General features: G+C 71.1%; 18 protein-coding genes. 12 read left to right on the top strand and 6 right to left on the bottom strand.

The annotated features are described in order from the left end of the window. Window positions 1-55 precede the first annotated feature (55 nt). The 4 genes from lipB (at window position 56) to ACIQBL_RS24755 (ending at window position 3,288) form a co-directional block, all read left to right on the top strand. On the top strand, window positions 56-865 hold the full coding sequence (lipB, locus tag ACIQBL_RS24770) for a lipoyl(octanoyl) transferase LipB (protein WP_401945114.1): 810 nt from the start codon (window positions 56-58) through the stop codon (window positions 863-865). Window positions 866-1,131: 266 nt separating this feature from the next. Then, a complete protein-coding gene (lipA, locus tag ACIQBL_RS24765) occupies window positions 1,132-2,097 on the top strand; it encodes a lipoyl synthase (protein WP_401945113.1) in 966 nt (321 codons plus the stop codon). A 227-nt stretch (window positions 2,098-2,324) separates the two neighbouring features. Next, window positions 2,325-2,525 carry a hypothetical protein gene (locus ACIQBL_RS24760; RefSeq protein ID WP_401945112.1) on the top strand — a complete coding sequence of 67 codons (201 nt, stop codon included), beginning with the start codon at window positions 2,325-2,327 and terminating at the stop codon, window positions 2,523-2,525. 58 nt (window positions 2,526-2,583) lie between these two features. Further along, window positions 2,584-3,288 carry a DUF4191 domain-containing protein gene (locus ACIQBL_RS24755; RefSeq protein WP_401945111.1) on the top strand — a complete coding sequence of 235 codons (705 nt, stop codon included), beginning with the start codon at window positions 2,584-2,586 and terminating at the stop codon, window positions 3,286-3,288. Between the two features lie 23 nt (window positions 3,289-3,311). Here ACIQBL_RS24755 and ACIQBL_RS24750 read toward each other — a convergent pair whose 3' ends face one another. The 3 genes from ACIQBL_RS24750 to ACIQBL_RS24740 all read right to left on the bottom strand — a co-directional run bounded on the left by ACIQBL_RS24750 (window position 3,312) and on the right by ACIQBL_RS24740 (window position 5,814). Continuing rightward, a complete protein-coding gene (locus tag ACIQBL_RS24750; protein ID WP_401945110.1) occupies window positions 3,312-3,812 on the bottom strand; it encodes a flavin reductase family protein in 501 nt (166 codons plus the stop codon). Window positions 3,813-3,956: 144 nt separating this feature from the next. Then, window positions 3,957-5,156 carry an acyl-CoA dehydrogenase family protein gene (locus tag ACIQBL_RS24745; RefSeq protein ID WP_401945109.1) on the bottom strand — a complete coding sequence of 400 codons (1,200 nt, stop codon included), beginning with the start codon at window positions 5,154-5,156 and terminating at the stop codon, window positions 3,957-3,959. 187 nt (window positions 5,157-5,343) lie between these two features. Further along, entirely contained in the window at window positions 5,344-5,814 is a 471-nt protein-coding gene (locus tag ACIQBL_RS24740) for an RDD family protein (RefSeq protein WP_401945108.1), read from the bottom strand. 198 nt (window positions 5,815-6,012) lie between these two features. Between ACIQBL_RS24740 and glnA the strand changes: the two genes are divergently transcribed. The 5 genes from glnA (at window position 6,013) to ACIQBL_RS24715 (ending at window position 10,785) form a co-directional block, all read left to right on the top strand. Continuing rightward, entirely contained in the window at window positions 6,013-7,422 is a 1,410-nt protein-coding gene (gene glnA, locus ACIQBL_RS24735; RefSeq protein WP_043682236.1) for a type I glutamate--ammonia ligase, read from the top strand. A gap of 147 nt (window positions 7,423-7,569) precedes the next feature. Beyond that, window positions 7,570-7,830: a hypothetical protein gene (locus tag ACIQBL_RS24730; protein WP_401945107.1), complete on the top strand. Its 261-nt coding sequence runs from the start codon at window positions 7,570-7,572 to the stop codon at window positions 7,828-7,830. Between the two features lie 2 nt (window positions 7,831-7,832). Continuing rightward, window positions 7,833-9,143 (top strand): hypothetical protein, encoded by a 1,311-nt coding sequence (locus ACIQBL_RS24725; RefSeq protein WP_401945106.1) that lies wholly within the window; start codon window positions 7,833-7,835, stop codon window positions 9,141-9,143. A 122-nt stretch (window positions 9,144-9,265) separates the two neighbouring features. After that, window positions 9,266-10,189, top strand: a complete 924-nt coding sequence (gene htpX, locus ACIQBL_RS24720) for a zinc metalloprotease HtpX (protein ID WP_401945105.1) — start codon at window positions 9,266-9,268, stop codon at window positions 10,187-10,189. A gap of 2 nt (window positions 10,190-10,191) precedes the next feature. Beyond that, window positions 10,192-10,785: a hypothetical protein gene (locus ACIQBL_RS24715; RefSeq protein WP_401945104.1), complete on the top strand. Its 594-nt coding sequence runs from the start codon at window positions 10,192-10,194 to the stop codon at window positions 10,783-10,785. A 6-nt stretch (window positions 10,786-10,791) separates the two neighbouring features. On the opposite strand, the gene ACIQBL_RS24710 is transcribed toward ACIQBL_RS24715, so the two are convergent. Both ACIQBL_RS24710 and ACIQBL_RS24705 read right to left on the bottom strand, forming a co-directional pair. Then, window positions 10,792-11,082 (bottom strand): hypothetical protein, encoded by a 291-nt coding sequence (locus ACIQBL_RS24710; protein ID WP_401945103.1) that lies wholly within the window; start codon window positions 11,080-11,082, stop codon window positions 10,792-10,794. Window positions 11,083-11,319: 237 nt separating this feature from the next. Then, window positions 11,320-12,660 carry a DUF2252 domain-containing protein gene (locus tag ACIQBL_RS24705; RefSeq protein ID WP_401945102.1) on the bottom strand — a complete coding sequence of 447 codons (1,341 nt, stop codon included), beginning with the start codon at window positions 12,658-12,660 and terminating at the stop codon, window positions 11,320-11,322. Window positions 12,661-12,795: 135 nt separating this feature from the next. Here ACIQBL_RS24705 and ACIQBL_RS24700 point away from each other — a divergent pair, with 135 nt between their 5' ends. Then, window positions 12,796-13,986, top strand: a complete 1,191-nt coding sequence (locus ACIQBL_RS24700) for a winged helix DNA-binding domain-containing protein (RefSeq protein WP_401945101.1) — start codon at window positions 12,796-12,798, stop codon at window positions 13,984-13,986. A gap of 394 nt (window positions 13,987-14,380) precedes the next feature. Here ACIQBL_RS24700 and ACIQBL_RS24695 read toward each other — a convergent pair whose 3' ends face one another. Beyond that, entirely contained in the window at window positions 14,381-14,695 is a 315-nt protein-coding gene (locus tag ACIQBL_RS24695; protein WP_401945100.1) for a hypothetical protein, read from the bottom strand. 277 nt (window positions 14,696-14,972) lie between these two features. Between ACIQBL_RS24695 and ACIQBL_RS24690 the strand changes: the two genes are divergently transcribed. Next, window positions 14,973-15,542, top strand: a complete 570-nt coding sequence (locus ACIQBL_RS24690) for a TetR/AcrR family transcriptional regulator (protein WP_401945099.1) — start codon at window positions 14,973-14,975, stop codon at window positions 15,540-15,542. A 53-nt stretch (window positions 15,543-15,595) separates the two neighbouring features. Further along, window positions 15,596-16,795 (top strand): GDSL-type esterase/lipase family protein, encoded by a 1,200-nt coding sequence (locus tag ACIQBL_RS24685; RefSeq protein WP_401945098.1) that lies wholly within the window; start codon window positions 15,596-15,598, stop codon window positions 16,793-16,795. Window positions 16,796-16,805 lie beyond the last annotated feature (10 nt).

The raw sequence follows: 16,805 nt of genomic DNA, 5'->3' as shown, positions 1-16,805 counted from the left end.
GTAGGCATGTTTCGTGCCTTACGACTCGTAGGTTGCTGCCAGGGAGGCGCTTGCCGTGGGTGAGTTGCGGTTCGTCCGGATGGGGTTCGGCGCGGACGCGGTCGAGTACCAGGAGGCGTGGGACGAGCAGCGCCGGGTGCACGCGGCCCGCTTCGCGGACGAGGTCCCCGACACCGTGCTGCTCCTGGAGCACCCGCCGGTCTATACGGCGGGCCGCCGCACGCAGGACAACGAGCGCCCCCTGGACGGCACCCCGGTCATCGACGTCGACCGCGGCGGCAAGATCACCTGGCACGGCCCGGGGCAGCTGGTCGGCTACCCGATCCAGAAGCTGCCCCGCCCGGTGGACGTCGTCGCGCACGTACGACGCCTGGAGGAGGCGCTGATCCGCGTGTGCGCGGAGTTCGGCGTGGAGACCAGCCGGGTCGAGGGCCGCAGCGGGGTGTGGGTGCTGGGCGATCCGGTGGAACAGCGGCCGTCGATCGGCGGGCTGTCCCTCGATTTCGACCCCCGCCTGCACGACGAGGAGTTCGACCCGCGGATGAACGGCCCGGAGTACGCGCCCTCGAACGCCGGCCAGCGCCGCGAGGACCGCAAGATCGCCGCGATCGGCATCCGCGTGGCCAAGGGCGTCACGATGCACGGCTTCGCGCTGAACGTGAACCCGGACAACAGGTGGTTCGACCGGATCATCCCGTGCGGCATCCGCGACGCGGGCGTCGCCTCGCTGGCCGCCGAGCTGGGCCGGGACGTGACGATCGACGAGGTGCTGCCGGTGGTCGAGCGGCACCTGAAGGACGTACTGGAGCACGCGGATCCGAAGCCGCGGGAGATCGAGAAGACACCAGCACCTGTCAGCTCGTGACTCCGGCAACTGCTCGTAACTCGGCCAACTGTCAGCCCGTCGGGCGTCCCGACCAAGGCGCGGGCATAAATCAGCTCGTCCGGCGTTGCATTGAACGCGCAGGCCGCATGAATCAGCCCGTCCGGCGTTTGAGGACGAGGCCCTTTCGGGGCCGAAGCGGGGGTCCGGGGGCCGCAGCCCCTGGCAGGCCAGCACCAACACAGAGCCACCAAATCAACGGGCGTACCCTGGGTGACGCCGAGGAATCAATCGCTAGGGAGCCCATCGTGTCCGCAGTCGCACCCGACGGACGCAAGATGCTGCGCCTGGAGGTCCGGAACGCCCAGACCCCCATCGAGCGCAAGCCCGAGTGGATCAAGACCCGGGCGAAAATGGGTCCCGAGTACACGAAGATGCAGGCCCTCGTGAAGAGCGAAGGTCTGCACACGGTCTGCCAGGAAGCCGGCTGCCCCAACATCTACGAGTGCTGGGAGGACCGCGAGGCGACCTTCCTCATCGGCGGCGACCAGTGCACGCGGCGCTGCGACTTCTGCCAGATCGACACCGGCAAGCCCGAGGCCCTGGACCGCGACGAGCCGCGCCGCGTGGGCGAGTCCGTGGTCACGATGGACCTCAACTACGCCACGATCACCGGCGTGGCCCGCGACGACCTGGAGGACGGCGGCGCCTGGCTGTACGCCGAGACGGTCCGCCAGATCCACCAGCAGACGGAGTCCCGCGAGGCCGGCCGCACCAAGGTCGAGCTGCTGGCCCCCGACTTCAACGCGGTCCCGGAGCAGCTCGCCGAGGTCTTCTCGTCCCGCCCCGAGGTCTTCGCGCACAACGTCGAGACGGTCCCGCGCATCTTCAAGCGCATCCGCCCCGGCTTCCGCTACGACCGCTCGCTCAAGGTCATCACCGAGGCCCGCGACTACGGTCTGGTCACGAAGTCGAACCTGATCCTCGGCATGGGCGAGACCCGCGAGGAGGTCAGCGAGGCGCTGCGCCAACTGCACGAGGCGGGCTGCGAGTTGGTCACCATCACGCAGTACCTGCGGCCGTCCGTGCGGCATCACCCCGTGGAACGCTGGGTGAAGCCGCACGAGTTCGTGGAGCTGAAGGAGGAGGCCGACCAGATCGGCTTCTCCGGCGTCATGTCCGGCCCGCTGGTGCGTTCTTCGTACCGTGCCGGGCGCCTCTACCAGATGGCGGTCGAGAAGCGTGGCGCGTACGTCGCGTCCCAGGCTGTGTGAATTCGCGCACAAGTGGCTACTCATCGGTAATACCCGATACCGGCGCGGCCCTGACCGTCTTCCCAGTTGAGGGCGCGCATCAGGGCCGCGTCAGCGTTTCGGCCCATCGCATCAAGGCTTCATTGGCGTTTGACCGGTCGGTCACGCCCTGGTAACACCAAACAGTGACACTGGACTTACAGCACGTAGCCCCGTACCCAGAGCCGTTCCGAGGGGGGACCTCCACGATGCAGGCCGCACCCGTCCGCGCCACCGCCATCCCGTCCGTCACCGACGCCCTGCGCGCCGTCGAGTCGCTGCTGATGAGCAGCGGCCAGCGGACCGCCCGCCGCAACGCGTGGACCTCCGTCCTGGAGGACCGCCGCCGCGCCAAGGACCGGGTCGAGGCACAGCTCGTCATCGAGCAGACCCTCACCTCCCGCTCCTGAACCTCGCACTCCGGGCACCGCCGTCGTCGGCGCTCCGGGAGCCACGTAGACTCGTGGCATGGCGAGGAAGGACACGACAGCGGACAACGCTGCGAACCCCGGACGACTCAAGCAGATCGTCCTGACTTACAAGATGACCCGCAAGGCCGACAAGATGATCGGCCTTGTACTCGCGGCTGTCGGAATCGTCACCTTCGGTGTCTTCCTCGCGATCGGCTTCTTGCTCGGACACCCCATCTATCTCGGCATTCTCGGCCTCCTGCTCGCCTTCCTCGCGACGGCGATCGTCTTCGGACGACGTGCCGAGCGGGCCGCCTTCGGCCAGATGGAGGGTCAGCCGGGCGCCGCCGCCGCGGTACTGGACAACATCGGCCGGGGCTGGACGACGACTCCGGCCGTGGCGATGAACCGCAGCCAGGACGTGGTGCACCGCGCGGTCGGCAAGGCCGGCATCGTGCTGGTCGCCGAGGGCAACCCGAACCGGGTGAAGTCCCTGCTGGCCGCCGAGAAGAAGAAGATGGCCCGCATCGTCGCGGACGTCCCCGTGCACGACGTGATGGTGGGCACCGGCGAGGGCCAGATCCCGCTGAAGAAGGTCCGCACGACGATGCTGAAGTTCCCGCGCGTACTGACGGGCCCGCAGGTGACGGCGACCAACGACCGGCTGCGCGCTATGGGCGACCTGATGAGCAACATGCCGCTCCCGAAGGGGCCGATGCCGAAGGGCATGAAGCTCCCCAAGGGCGGCGGCAAGGCCCGCTGAGCCCCGGCCCTCGGGCCGAGGCGTCAGGCCAGCGTCCTGAACGCGCGGTCGTAGTACACCATCGGGGACCCTTCCCCCAGTCGCACACCCGTCACCCGGCCGATCAGGACCGTATGGTCCCCGGCCGGGTGTCGTGCGTGTGCGGCGCAGTCCAGTTCGGACAGGGCGCGTTCGACCGTCGGGAGTCCGTCCGGGCTGAGAGCGAGGCCCTCGGACGCGAACTTGTCGGTGCCCTTCGTGGCGAAGCGCACGGCGAGCGGGCGGTGGGCCGGGGCCAGGACGCTCACGGCGAAGCGGTCGCAGGACTCGAACGACGGTGCCGAGTCCGCCGAGTTCGCCAGGCACACCAGCACCATCGGCGGGTCCAGCGAGACCGAGCAGAAGGAGCTGGCGGTGAATCCGCGGGGCGTGCCGTCCCCGCAGCGGGTGGTGACCACCACCACGCCGGAGGGGAAGCGGGACATCGCCGCCCGGAAGTCCTCGGGCGCCACGACGGTTTCCAGTACTTCCTGACGCTCGGCCATGACGGTGCACCACCTGTTGGGCGTCTGCGGAGGCCGCCGCGAGTTCAGCGGCCCCGGCTACAGCTCACCGACGGTGACCGAGATCGTCACCCGGGTCCAGATCGACTATGCGGTCGCCGCCCGGGACCGGCAACCCGGACGAGCTCAGCGCACGGCCCCCGCTTCCCCGCCGCCCAGCGCCCAGGCGCCGTAGGCCGCGCCCGTCGTCTCGAAGGACAGGGCGACGTGCGAGGCGGCGCTGTTCACGTCGCGCCAGAAGCGCTGTACCGGGTCGGACGAGGACTGTCCGGACGTGCCGCCGGCGCGGAAGACCCGGTCGACGGCCGAGACCAGCAGTTCCACCGCCAGTGACAGGTCCCGGGCGCCCCGGACCGCCGCCTCGCCCTCCGGAGGGCACTCGGTGCCGTCGGCGACCGCGGCCATACGCAGGACGAGGAGTTCGGCGGCGTCCACCTCGGCGGCCGAGCGGGCCAGCGCGATCTGTGTCGAGGGCTTCTCGCCCACGGCCTGTCCCCGGCGGTCGACGCGCGAACCGGTCCGCGCGATCCAGGCCCGCAGCGCGCCCCGGGCGGCGCCGACCAGCGGGGCGGCGAACGGCAGGGCGTTCACGGCGTGCATCGGGACGATGTGGCAGTCCGTGCCCGAAGCGGGCGCCCAGCCGGCGTGGACCGACGTCCGCCGCAGGGTCCGGTGCTCGGGCACGAAGACGTCGGAGAGGAGCAGGGTGTCGCTGCCGGTTCCGCGCATCCCCACGGTGAACCAGCTGTCCACGATGGCGAAGTCGGCCTTCGGCACGGCGAAGAAGCGCACTTCGGGCCGCGCGTCGGGCCGCCTGTCGGGCCGCGCATCAGGCTTCACGGAGGCCTCGGGGTGCTCGGCGGGGACGGGCGCGCAGGCGAGCGCCCAGTCGGCGAAGTGCACCCCGCTGATGTACTTCCACTCACCGCCCAGCCGCCAGCCGCCGGCCACGGGCTCCGCCCTGCCGGACGGCACGAGGGCGCTGGCCAGCAGTACGTCCGGTCCGTCCGCCCAGATCTCCGCCTGTGCCTCCTCGGGCAGGAAGGCCGCGTTCCGCCCGCCGTAGGCGGCCAGCGAGGCCGCCCAGGCCGCCGACGTGCAGCCCTCCCCCACCAGGCCGACCGCGGAGGTCAGCTCGGTGAAACCGCCGGCCTCGCCGCCGTGGGCCGACGGTACGAAGTGCCGTGCGAACCCGGCGTCCCGTACCCCCTCGACCACCTGCGGTGAGAGCCGCCGCGCGGTCTCCGCCTCCGCCGCGTACCGGGCCGCGATCTCGGCGACCATCGGCGCCCGGGTCACGATCGTCGACTTGTCGTCTGCTGCCATCCTGCCCACCACTGCCCACCACTTCCGTCGGGAACGGCGACAGTGTCCTGGGCCCGGCCCGTCGTCGAGGGGATCCCGGGCCGTGACCGGCCGACCGTCACCCGCCCGGCACGGAAAAGGGGCGCCCTGATCGCTCCGGGCACCCCCTTCGTCGTACGACCGGGGCCGTATCCGCATACGGCTGCCGTTAGATCCGGACCTCCACCGTGCGTGCCAGCCGGTCGTGCAGGCCGCGGCCGTCGCGGTCCCAGATCAGGGCCGGGACCGCGACGCAGAGGAGGGCGGTACGGAGCAGGGCGCGGAGGGGGCTCGGGCGGCCGGTGTCGAGGGCGGCCACGCGGAGGCCGAAGAGGCGCTTGCCCGGGGTGAAGCCGATCGTGCCGACCGTGAGGGCGCTGAGGACGAAGAAGACGAGGAGGGCCCAGTTGCCGGTCGACCCCGGCTTGTAGCCGTGGGTGAGCAGGCCGTATGCGATCAACAGGCACAGACCCCAGTCGACGGCGAGGGCGCCGAGGCGGCGGCCAGGGCGGGCGATCGAGCCGGGGCCCTCCTCGGGCAGGCCCAGCCGCTCGCCGCGGTAGCCGAAGTCGACACCTGCTCGTTCCGCGGCCTCGCGGGGCCCGGAGAGCCATGAGCCGATTGCATCCCTGTTGTCCACCCGTCCACGGTACTGCCCGCGTTCTGCCATGCGGACAGGAGGGGCCGGGCGGCCCAAGACCGGTTAACTTGGGCGAAACAAATGGGTCACGCTGGAGAAATCCCCCGTCCCTAAGGTCGGCTGCAGCGTGTGCCACCGCACTGGCCGCACGAACGAACTACCACCCCGGCACGGACGGTCGGGAGTAGGAGGAGCTGGATGTTCCAGAACGCCGACGAGGCCAAGAAGTTCATCGCGGACGAGGACGTCAAGTTCGTCGACGTCCGATTCTGCGATCTGCCGGGTGTGATGCAGCACTTCACGCTGCCGGCGACGGCCTTCGACCCGGATGAGGAACTCGCCTTCGACGGCTCCTCGATCCGCGGCTTCCAGGCCATCCACGAGTCCGACATGGCGCTCCGCGCCGACCTGTCGACCGCGCGCGTGGACCCCTTCCGCCGCGACAAGACGGTCAACATCAACTTCTTCATCCACGACCCGATCACGGGCGAGCAGTACTCCCGTGACCCGCGCAACGTGGCGAAGAAGGCCGAGGCGTACCTCGCCTCCACCGGTATCGCCGACACCGCGTACTTCGGTCCCGAGGCCGAGTTCTACGTCTTCGACAGCGTGCGCTTCGAGACCAAGGCGAACGAGGCCTTCTACCACATCGACTCCGAGGCGGGCGCCTGGAACACCGGTGCGGTCGAGGACAACCGCGGTTACAAGGTCCGCTACAAGGGCGGTTACTTCCCGACCCCGCCGGTCGACCACTTCGCCGACCTGCGTGCGGAGATCTCCCTGGAGCTGGCCGCGTCCGGCCTCCAGGTCGAGCGCCAGCACCACGAGGTGGGCACCGCCGGCCAGGCCGAGATCAACTACAAGTTCAACACGCTGCTCGCCGCGGCCGACGACCTCCAGCTCTTCAAGTACATCGTGAAGAACGTGGCCTGGCGCAACGGCAAGACCGCGACCTTCATGCCGAAGCCGATCTTCGGTGACAACGGCTCGGGCATGCACGTCCACTCGTCGCTGTGGGCGGGCGGCTCCCCGCTCTTCTACGACGAGGCCGGCTACGCGGGTCTGTCGGACCTCGCCCGCTACTACATCGGCGGCATCCTCAAGCACGCCCCGTCGCTGCTCGCGTTCACCAACCCGACGGTGAACTCGTACCACCGCCTGGTGCCGGGCTTCGAGGCGCCGGTCAACCTGGTGTACTCGCAGCGCAACCGCTCCGCCGCGATGCGTATCCCGATCACGGGCTCCAACCCGAAGGCCAAGCGCGTCGAGTTCCGCGCGCCCGACTCCTCCGGCAACCCGTACCTCGCCTTCTCCGCCCTGCTCCTGGCCGGCCTGGACGGCATCAAGAACAAGATCGAGCCGGCCGAGCCGATCGACAAGGACCTCTACGAGCTGGCTCCCGAGGAGCACGCGGGCGTCGCCCAGGTCCCGACCTCCCTCCCGGCCGTCCTCGACCGCCTTGAGGCCGACCACGAGTTCCTGCTCGCGGGCGACGTCTTCACGCCCGACCTGATCGAGACGTGGATCGACTTCAAGCGCACGAACGAGATCGCGCCGCTGCAGCTGCGTCCGCACCCGCACGAGTTCGAGCTGTACTTCGACGTGTGATCCAACCGATCGGACCGATCCAACCGATCCAACCGATCGAATCGAACGAACCGATCGTCGGGTGCCCCCGTCTCTCTTCGGAGAGGCGGGGGCACCGTCGTGCGCAGACTGTTTTACGCAGACTGTTTTCCGGGAGGGGCAACGGGGATGGGACAGCAACAGGACGACGAGGAGCGGGAGTTCGACCTCAAGTGGGCCGACAGCGCCGAGCACAAGGAGCCCTCCGCGCGGGCCCGGATGCTCGCGGCCCGCTGGAAGGAGAACCCTCCGGGGCCGGTGCCGTTCCGGGGTGAGCCCGAGGGGGTGGGGCCGCGGCGGTCCTCGTGGATATCGACGGTGGTCGTGCTGGGGAGTGTCGCCGCGGTCATCGTGTTGTTGGGGTACGTCAACTTCCGGGCGCGGTACTAGAGATGCGTGCGGACATCAGGCGTGGAGTGGCCGCCGCGGTGCGGCTCGCGCAGGGGGAACCGGTACGGGACGTGCTCGACGTCCGCGATCCGCGCGCGTGGCTCGGGCTGGACACGGGTGCGCGTGCGGACGAGTTCTTCTGCCCGCCGGACGTCGTGCCGTGGGACCGGATGGCCGGTGCCCACGAGCTCACCGCCGTCCTGCGCGGCCCCGGCCCGCTGACCGAGTCCCAGCTCGCCCTGGCCCTGTGCCACCGGGACGGCCGGATCCGGCAGGCGGCGCTGGACCGGGCCGCCGGACACCCCGTGCTGCTGCCCCTGGTCGTGCTGCGCTGCGCCGAGTGGGCTCCGCCGGTACGCGACCGGGCCCGGCAGCGGCTGGCGGAGGGCCTCGACGCCGTGACGGCCGCCTCGCTCGCGCCGATGATCCTGCTCGTCGGCCGCCGCGACCGGGCCGATTTCGCCGTACGCCTGCTGGACGAGACCCTGCGCAGCGCCCCCCGCGACCGGCTCGTCGCGCTCTGCTCCAGCGCCGACCCCGCCGTGCGCCGCTACGCCTACCGCCTCGCCGTCGAGGACGGCCTCCTCTCCCCCGCCGAACTCGCCCGCGCCGCCGCCCGGGACAGCGACGCCGTCGTCCAGACCGTGTGCGCGGACGCCGCGCTGGCCTCCGTGGCGCGGAGCGGGGCGTACGACGAGGTCTTCGCACCGCTGCTCGGGGCGCGCGGTCCGCGGGTCCGTTCCGCCGGGGTCACCGTGCTGCGGCCCGCCGGCCGGACCGACCTCGCGGTGGGGTTCCTGGCCGACCGGGCCCCGGTCGTGCGGGCCTGTGCGCGGTATGTCGTACGGCAGGACGGGGTCGATCCGCTGCCGTTGTACCGGGCGTGGTGCGCGGCGCCGGAGCCGGTGCCCGGGGCCGTGATCGGGCTGGCGGAGTGCGGCGGGCGGGCGGATGCCGGGCTGCTGTGGACGCTCGTCGGCCATCCGACGGGCGCGGTACGGGCGCGGGCCGTGGCCGGGCTGCGGGTGCTGGACGTGGCGGACGTACGACGGTTGCGGCCGTTGCTGGACGATCCGGCGGCCGGGGTCGTGCGTGAGGTGACCGCCGCGCTGCTGCCGTCCGCGGAGCTGGTGCCCGAGGAGTGGCTGACGGAGCGGCTGGGGGCACGGTGGCCCCGGCCGGTGCGGCTCGCCGCGTTCCGGCTGCTCGACGCGCGGGGCGGGAGCGTACGGCGGCGGGCGGCCGAGGCGCTGCTCGACGATCCGGACGTGAAGCTGCGCGGGTGGGCCGAGCACGCGGTAAGGCGGGGGTGAGGACGGCACCCGGATTCACAGGGACCTTTTGCTCCGCCTAGGGCCGATCGGGACCGCTTCATGGGAAGGCGCGGGTGCACACTGGGCGGTGGGACGAGTGCCTGACTGCGGGGTGATGGCAGATGCAGAGCCGCTTCCGGAGCGACCGGCGGCTGACCGTGCGTATGGGTCTGACGCTGTTCCTGCTCGGACTGTTGTACGTGGCGTTCGTGGCCGCGCTGATCGTGTTGCTGAAGTCCTGGGTGCTGGTCGTGGTGCTCGCCGGTGGGCTGCTCGTCGCGCAGTACTGGTTCTCCGACCGGATCGCGCTGTACGCGATGAAGGGCCGGATCGTGGAGCGGGAGGAGTATCCCGAGCTGCACGGTGTGATCGACCGGCTGTGCGCCGTCGCCGACATGCCCAAGCCCGTCGTCGCCGTGTCGGACATCGACATGCCGAACGCCTTCGCCACCGGGCGGAACGCCGACAACGCCGTCATCTGCGTGACCACCGGTCTGCTGCGGCGGCTGGAGCCGGCCGAGCTGGAGGGTGTGCTCGCGCACGAGCTGTCGCACGTGGCGCACAAGGACGTCGCAGTGATCACGATCGCGTCGTTCCTCGGGGTGCTCGCCGGGCTCATGGTGCGGTTCGCGTTCTACTCGCAGATCTTCCGGGGGCGGAAGGACCAGAACACGCTGGCCGTCTTCGCCGGGATCATGGGGATCTCGGCGGCCGTCTACGCGATCAGCTTCCTGCTGATCCGGGCGCTGTCCCGGTACCGGGAGCTGGCGGCGGACCGGGCGGCGGCGCTGCTCACCGGGAAGCCCTCGGCGCTGGCGTCCGCGCTCACCAAGGTCGACGGCGACATCGCCCGGATTCCTACGAAGGATCTGCGGACCGCGCAGGCCTTCAACGCCTTCTACTTCAGCCCGGCGACCGGCGCCGAGCCCGGTTTCTCGCGGTTCTTCTCGACCCACCCGAGCCTGGAGCAGCGGCTCGACCAACTGGGGCGGATCTCCGCCGAGTTGGGTGAGGCGGCGGTGCCCGGCATCGGGAAGGCGGACTGAGGATGGGGTTGCTGGACATCCTGCTCGGCCGTACGAAACCGGTCGCTCCCGATCTCGACCAGCTGTTCGCGCTGCCCTCGGCGGCGGTGACGCTGGAGGCGGCGGCCGGGTTCAGGGCGACCGGGCGCGGTGCGGTGTGCTTCGCGACGGTGGAGGGCGGGGCGTTCGAGCAGACCCACCGGGAGGTCCAGGCACTGCTCGACGCGGACGCCGAACGCACCGGTCCGCCGGTGGAGTTGACCCAGGACGCCTACGGCTACTCGTGGCTGGTCTCGCGCCGGTCGCCCGACCAGTTGTCGGCGCTGGTGAACGATCTGCACGCGGTGAACAGCGCGATGGAGGTCAACGGCTTCGGGCCCCAACTGCTGTGCTCGCTGGCCGGATTCGAAGACGGAGGGGCTGACGGAGGCAGGCGGCTCGCTCTTGTCTATCTGTACAAGCGCGGGACGTTCTTCCCGTTCGCGCCGCTGACCGGTGACGGGCAGCGGCGCGACAGCTCGCTGGAACTCCAGGTCAAGTCGATGCTCGGCAACGACCTGCGGATCGAGCAGGATCTCAGCCGGTGGTTCCCGGTGTGGGGCGCCCCCGGGTTGTAGGTCCCACTAACTCTTCTCCCGTGCCTGCCGACGTGCCTCCAGGGGGCGTTCGCGCTGGTAGCGGCGCTCCCACTTGGCCTGCTTGTCACGGCGGTCGCGGTACGCCCGGTAGCTCGACGGGGTGGCTCCTGACGAGGCTCCGCCGCTCGACGAGGACGAGGACGAGGTATTCGAGGACGCGTCCCGCCCGTACCGGAGGTACAGGAAGAGGACGGCGACGGCGGCCAGCCACCAGACGTGGTCGCTGAAGCCGAAGAGGACCAGGACGGCGGTTCCGGAAATGACGATGGTGCCCATGACGGGCCTCCGTGGGCGTGGGTGTCGTGTCCGAGCGGTGTGAACTGTGTCCCGACGGGGCGCTGGGGTGGGCGGCCGTCCATCGGCGGGTTGGGTGCGTCCGAGAGTAGCGCCGACTCCGCAGGGTGACGCCTGTCCTGCGGGAAGCGGTGGTGACCTGCTCCGGAATGCGTCTCCAGCGTAGGGAGTCGGTCACTCGGTGTGCATCTTCTTTTCCCCGGGCTGGAGTTGGGGGTGTCAGATGCCCGGTGCCGCCGTGACCACACCCGCCGCGACGGCCGCGTTCAGGGTGGCGTGGTCGGTGGCGGTCTGGGTGGCGTAGGCCGAGGCGAAGTCGGCCACCGCGTGTTCGAAGGTGTCGGTGCCGCCCAGGTACGCGGCGATGGCGACGCGGTCGCCGGAGCGGGCATGGGCGCGGGCCAGGGCGGTGCCGCACAGGCGGGCGTAGCCGAGGAGTTCGGCCGGGCCCATGCCGGCGACGTCCGCCGAGCCCTTCATGTCGCGCAGCTGGCGCCAGTAGAAGGCGCGGCCCTGTGGACCCGTCATCCAGCCGAGGAAGATGTCGCTGGCAGCTTGCAGCAGCCGTTGCCCCGCTACGACCCGGTGGCCGGGGTGGACGTACGGGCCGCTCGGCAGGTACTCCTCCAGTACGGACTTCCGCGCCTCCTTGATCTGCAGGAACAGCGGGTCGTCCTGGTCGCGCCCGGCGAGCAGCACGATGAAGCAGCGGGTGCCGACACTGCCGACGCCGACGACCTTGCGGGCGGCGTCGACGAAGCGGTAGCGGTCCAGGAGCAGGCGGCGCTCCTCGGAGAGGGTGGAGCGGTAGTCGCTGAAGATCTTGCGCAGGGAGGCCATGTCGGCGGCGCCGGCCGGTTCCAGGAGGGGCGGGTCGTGGACGATACGGCGGCGGCCGTCGACGGTCTCGGTGAGCTTGCCCACGGCGTGCAGGCTGGTACGGCGGCGGGCCCGGGTGAGGCTGGACTCGACCCGGCGGCGGTCGCGGGCGGAACGGACCAGGGGCAGCAGGCTGTCGGCGTCGATACGGTCGTACCAGACGGCGAGTTCGCCCTTGCGGGCCAGCGCGCGCAGCGCCGTGCGGTACGCGGCGGTCGCCTCCAGCGCGGCGCGGTGGGCCTTCGGCTCGCTGTGGCCGTTCTCGTGTCCGGCGACGGCCACGCTCGCGGCGAGACGCTTGACGTCCCACTCGAACGGGCCCGGGAAGGTCTCGTCGAAGTCGTTGAGGTCGAAGAGCAGGGCACGTTCCGGGGACGCGTACAGGCCGAAGTTGAGGAGGTGCGCGTCGCCGCAGAGCTGCACGGTGAGGCCGGTGTGCGGCTGGGCCGCGAGGTCGGCGGCCATCACGGCGGCGGAGCCGCGGAAGAAGGCGAAGGGGGAGGCTGCCATGCGGCCGTACCGGATGGGGAGGAGTTCCGGGAGGCGGTCACGGCCCTGCCGTTCCAGTACGGCTACGGGGTCCGGGCGGTCCACGGCGGGGATCCAGCCGGCGTGGGCGGAACGGGAGACGCGTTTGCGCGCGGCGCGGCCCCGGTCTGCTCGGTCCGCCGGTGTGGTCATGCTAGGCAGTGAAACCGGGTGGGTGCGGGGGGTGCATTTCGGGGGCGGCGATCGGGTGAACGGACAGATTGTCTTCCCACCCACCCGCCCGTCTACTGTCGGTCGAGAAGTGGACCTCTCGCGCTGGAGGCTGGGATGAGCGGCAAGGAACGGTACATCGGCGTAGCCGAACGGCGGGCCAGGCTCGCCCTGCGCCACCGCCTCGCCGGAACGACACGCGCGGCACGCCCCGAAGACGTCGCCGACTCCCTCGTCGCCCTGCACGGCAGCGACCCCGCGACGGTGTACCTCGCCGTGGGCGCACGGCTCGCCGACCCGGCCGGCACCGTGCCGGAGACGGCCCGCGCCCTGTACGAGGACCGCACCCTGCTCCGTATGCACGGCATGCGGCACACGGTGTTCGTGTTCCCCACCGAGCTGACCGGCGTCGTGCACGCCTCGACGGGACTGGCCGTCGCCGCCCGTGAACGGGCCTCCCTGCTCAAGAACATGGCGAAGGCCGGGGCACCGGACGCGGCCTGGCTGAAGGAGGTCGAGGACGCGGCCCTCGCCGCGCTGGCCCGGCGCGGACAGGCGACGGCGGCCGAACTCGCCGAGGACGAGCCGAGGTTGAAGGAACAGTTCGTGTACGCGGCCGGCAAGAGCTACGAGGGCGTCCACACCGTCTCGACGCAGCTGCTGAGGGTGCTGGGTGTGGAGGGCAAGGTGGTGCGGGGGCGGCCGTTGGGTTCGTGGACGTCGAACCAGTTCCGCTGGGCGGTGGCTCCCGAACACCCCCAACTGGACGTCGTGGAGGCCCAGTCGACCCTGCTGCAGCGCTGGCTCACGGCCTGCGGCCCGGCCACGGAGGCCGACCTGAAGTGGTGGACGGGGTGGCGCGTGACGGACGTGCGCCGGGCCCTGGCGGCGATCGGCGCGGAGCCGGTGACCCTGGACGAGGGCACGGGGTATGTGGCCGCCGGGGACCTCGCTCCGCCGGCCGGCCCCGCCGAGCCGTGGGCCGCCCTGTTGCCGGCACTCGATCCGACGGCGATGGGCTGGCAGCGACGGGACTGGTACCTGGCACCGGAGCTGCGCCCGGCGCTGTTCGACTACAGCGGCAATGTGGGGCCGACGGTGTGGTGGAACGGGCGGGTGGTGGGCAGTTGGGCGCAACGGGCCGGGACCGACGGGGAGATCGTGTGGCGGCTGCTCGACCGGGAGGGGATCGGTCGAGAGGCGGAGGCCGCGATCGGGGAGGCGGCGGAGCGGTTGCGGGGGTGGGTGGGGACGACTCGGGTGACGCCGAGGTTCCGGACGCCGGTGGAGCGGGAGTTGTCGGCGTAGGGGGTGTTGTCGGTGCAGGGGGTGCTGTGGGGGCGGGAGACGCTGTCGGTGCAGGCAGCGTTGTAGGTACAGGAGACGCTGTCGGTGCAGGCAGCGTTGTCGGCGTCGGGGGTGCTGTCGGTGCAGGAGACGCTGTCGGTGCAGGGGGGGTGTTGTAGGTGCAGGAGACGCTGTCGGTGCAGGCGGCGTTGGAGGTACAGGGGGCGCTGTGGGTGCAAGGGGTGTTGCAGGTGCGGGGCGCACCCCTCGGTACCGGTCCGCGCCATCCAGCCCGTCCGGCGTTTGAGGACGAGGCCCCTTCAGGGCCGAAGCGGGGGGCTGGGGGCGGCAGCCCCCAGGGACCCCCGCACCGGGGCCGGGCGCCCAGGAAACACAGGGCACCCGGCGCCACGGCTCAGCGCGAGTACCGCATCAGCGCCCGCACCATGTGACACGTCGTCTCCGACGGCGGGTGAACACCGATCAGTTCCGCCGTCGATCGGATCGTCTCGTTGCGGGCCTGGTTCGGGACGTACACGCCCTGGTCGAGCAGGGCGATCGCGAGCCGCATCGCCTTGAGGCGGCGGTTGTGCGTGACGTACCACTCCCGCGGGCGTCCGGGCGGCAACGGCCGCTTTTCCACGGGCACGTAGGGCAGGTCGAGCTGGACGGAACGCTTCGCGGTGGACTGGGTCGGCAACGGCTTCGGCTTCAGTGCGGCAGCGGGCACGGACATCCTCCTGTCGCGGTCAGGGCGCCGTCCGGACCCCCCGGCGACACCCTCGAACACTGCTCCCAGTTTACCGCCCGCCACTGACATCCGGTGAGTCCACGGCCTCCGCCAAATGCCCTGGTGGGGACGGACGTTGCCGTCATGTCACCCCTGATCCGGGAGGTGTGCGTGAGGCTTCGTAAAATTCGAACACCCCGCCGTTCCGACCCTTCTTGCATTTGCCTAAAGGGTTTAGGCAAATGCATAATCAACGTAGTCGAGCGGGAGGAAGGTTATGGCCAGAGCAGGACTCACCCCGGAACGGCTGACCCTCGCCGGGGCCGAACTGGCCGACGAGGTCGGCTTCGACCAGGTGACCGTCTCCGCGCTCGCCCGGCGGTTCGACGTCAAGGTCGCGAGTCTGTACTCGCATCTGAAGAACTCCCAGGAACTCAGGACCAGGATCGCCCTGTTCGCCCTGGAGGAACTCGCCGACCGGGTCTCCGACGCGCTCGCCGGACGCGCCGGCAAGGACGCCCTCGCCGCCTTCGCGGACGCCTACCGCGACTACGCCCGGGAGCACCCCGGCCGCTACGACGCCGCCCGGCTCCGGCTCGACCCCGAGACGGCCGCCGCCAGCGCGGGCGTACGGCACGCGCAGATGACCCGGGCGATCCTGCGCGGCTACGACCTGACCGAACCGGACCAGACACACGCGGTCCGGATGCTGGGCAGCGTCTTCCACGGCTACGTCAGCCTGGAGCTGGCCGGAGGCTTCGAGCACAGCGCGCCCGACGCGCGGGAGTCCTGGGCCTGGATCGTCGACTCCCTCGACACCCTGCTGCGGAACCGGGCCACCCCCTGACCACCGCCCGACCGTCCCGAACCCCCGGACCCCCTGACCAACAGGCTGAGGCAATGACCACCGAGCACGAGAACACGATCACCACCCCCGTCACCGCCGACATGCTGCGCGGCTTCCTCGACGCGGAGACCACCGCGCACGGCCTGCTCCCCCACCGGCTCCCCGCCCGGGCCCGCCGCCAGATCCCCGACGACCAACTGGCCGTCGCCGAGGCCCAGCCCTCCGGTGTACGGCTGGTCTTCCGCACCCGGGCCACCACGATCGAGCTGGACACACTGCCCACCAAGCGCGTCTACCGAGGGTTCCCGGCCCCGGCGGACGGCGTGTACGACCTGCTGGTCGACGGCCGTCTCACCGCCCGGGCCACGGTCACCGGCGGCAACGTCCGCACGATCACCGACATGGTCACCCAGTCCGCCGAGTTGACGGAGGGGCCGCCCGGCACCGCCCGGTTCGCCGGTCTGCCGGCGGGTGAGAAGGACGTCGAGATCTGGCTCCCGCACACGGAGATCACCGAGTTGATCGCCCTGCGCACCGACGCCCCCGTCGAGAAGGCGCGGGACAGCGGGCGCAAGGTGTGGCTGCACCACGGGAGTTCCATCAGCCACGGCTCCAACGCCACGCATCCGAGCGGTATTTGGCCGGCTCTCGCCGCCGCGCGGGGCGAAGTGGAGCTCGTGAACCTGGGGTTCAGCGGCAGCGCGCTGCTCGACCCGTTCACCGCCCGTGCGATGCGGGACACCCCGGCGGACCTGATCAGCGTCAAGATCGGCATCAATGTCGTCAACGCCGACACGATGCGCCTGCGCGCCTTCACCCCGGCGGTCCACGGCTTCCTCGACACCCTCCGCGAGGGGCATCCCACGACACCACTGCTGGTCGTGTCCCCTCTCCTGTGCCCGGTCCAGGAGGACACCCCCGGCCCGCTCGCACCCGACTTCGCCGACGGGACCCTGCGGTTCAGGGCGACCGGCGATCCCGCCGAACGTGCCGCCGGGCGCCTGACGCTCAACGTGATCCGGGACGCGCTCGCCGGGGTCGTAGCACAGCGGGCGGCCGACGACCCGTACCTGCACTATCTCGACGGCCGTCGCCTCTACGGCGAGAGCGACTACGCCGAGTTCCCGCTGCCCGACGATCTCCACCCCGATCCGGCGGGGCACCGCCGCATCGGCGAGAACTTCGGGCGGCTCGTGTTCGGCGAGGGCGGTCCTTTCGCGGCCAGGACGCGCTGTCCCGCCGGTGAGCAGTGATCCACAACTC

This window comes from Streptomyces sp. NPDC088350 (genome assembly GCF_044753545.1).
GTDB lineage: Bacteria > Actinomycetota > Actinomycetes > Streptomycetales > Streptomycetaceae > Streptomyces.
This window is presented reverse-complemented; position numbering and strand designations above follow the sequence as displayed.

Excerpts from the sequence above, each read along its gene's own strand:
- ACIQBL_RS24700 (WP_401945101.1), top strand. The coding sequence starts at position 12,796 with ATGAGCGGCAAGGAACGGTACATCGGCGTAGCCGAACGGCGGGCCAGG.
- ACIQBL_RS24715 (WP_401945104.1), top strand. The coding sequence starts at position 10,192 with ATGGGGTTGCTGGACATCCTGCTCGGCCGTACGAAACCGGTCGCTCCC.
- ACIQBL_RS24755 (WP_401945111.1), top strand. The coding sequence starts at position 2,584 with ATGGCGAGGAAGGACACGACAGCGGACAACGCTGCGAACCCCGGACGA.
- ACIQBL_RS24725 (WP_401945106.1), top strand. The coding sequence starts at position 7,833 with ATGCGTGCGGACATCAGGCGTGGAGTGGCCGCCGCGGTGCGGCTCGCG.
- ACIQBL_RS24685 (WP_401945098.1), top strand. The coding sequence starts at position 15,596 with ATGACCACCGAGCACGAGAACACGATCACCACCCCCGTCACCGCCGAC.
- glnA (WP_043682236.1), top strand. The coding sequence starts at position 6,013 with ATGTTCCAGAACGCCGACGAGGCCAAGAAGTTCATCGCGGACGAGGAC.
- ACIQBL_RS24705 (WP_401945102.1), bottom strand. The coding sequence starts at position 12,660 with ATGACCACACCGGCGGACCGAGCAGACCGGGGCCGCGCCGCGCGCAAA.
- htpX (WP_401945105.1), top strand. The coding sequence starts at position 9,266 with ATGCAGAGCCGCTTCCGGAGCGACCGGCGGCTGACCGTGCGTATGGGT.
- ACIQBL_RS24730 (WP_401945107.1), top strand. The coding sequence starts at position 7,570 with ATGGGACAGCAACAGGACGACGAGGAGCGGGAGTTCGACCTCAAGTGG.
- ACIQBL_RS24690 (WP_401945099.1), top strand. The coding sequence starts at position 14,973 with ATGGCCAGAGCAGGACTCACCCCGGAACGGCTGACCCTCGCCGGGGCC.
- ACIQBL_RS24750 (WP_401945110.1), bottom strand. The coding sequence starts at position 3,812 with ATGGCCGAGCGTCAGGAAGTACTGGAAACCGTCGTGGCGCCCGAGGAC.
- ACIQBL_RS24710 (WP_401945103.1), bottom strand. The coding sequence starts at position 11,082 with ATGGGCACCATCGTCATTTCCGGAACCGCCGTCCTGGTCCTCTTCGGC.
- ACIQBL_RS24760 (WP_401945112.1), top strand. The coding sequence starts at position 2,325 with ATGCAGGCCGCACCCGTCCGCGCCACCGCCATCCCGTCCGTCACCGAC.
- ACIQBL_RS24745 (WP_401945109.1), bottom strand. The coding sequence starts at position 5,156 with ATGGCAGCAGACGACAAGTCGACGATCGTGACCCGGGCGCCGATGGTC.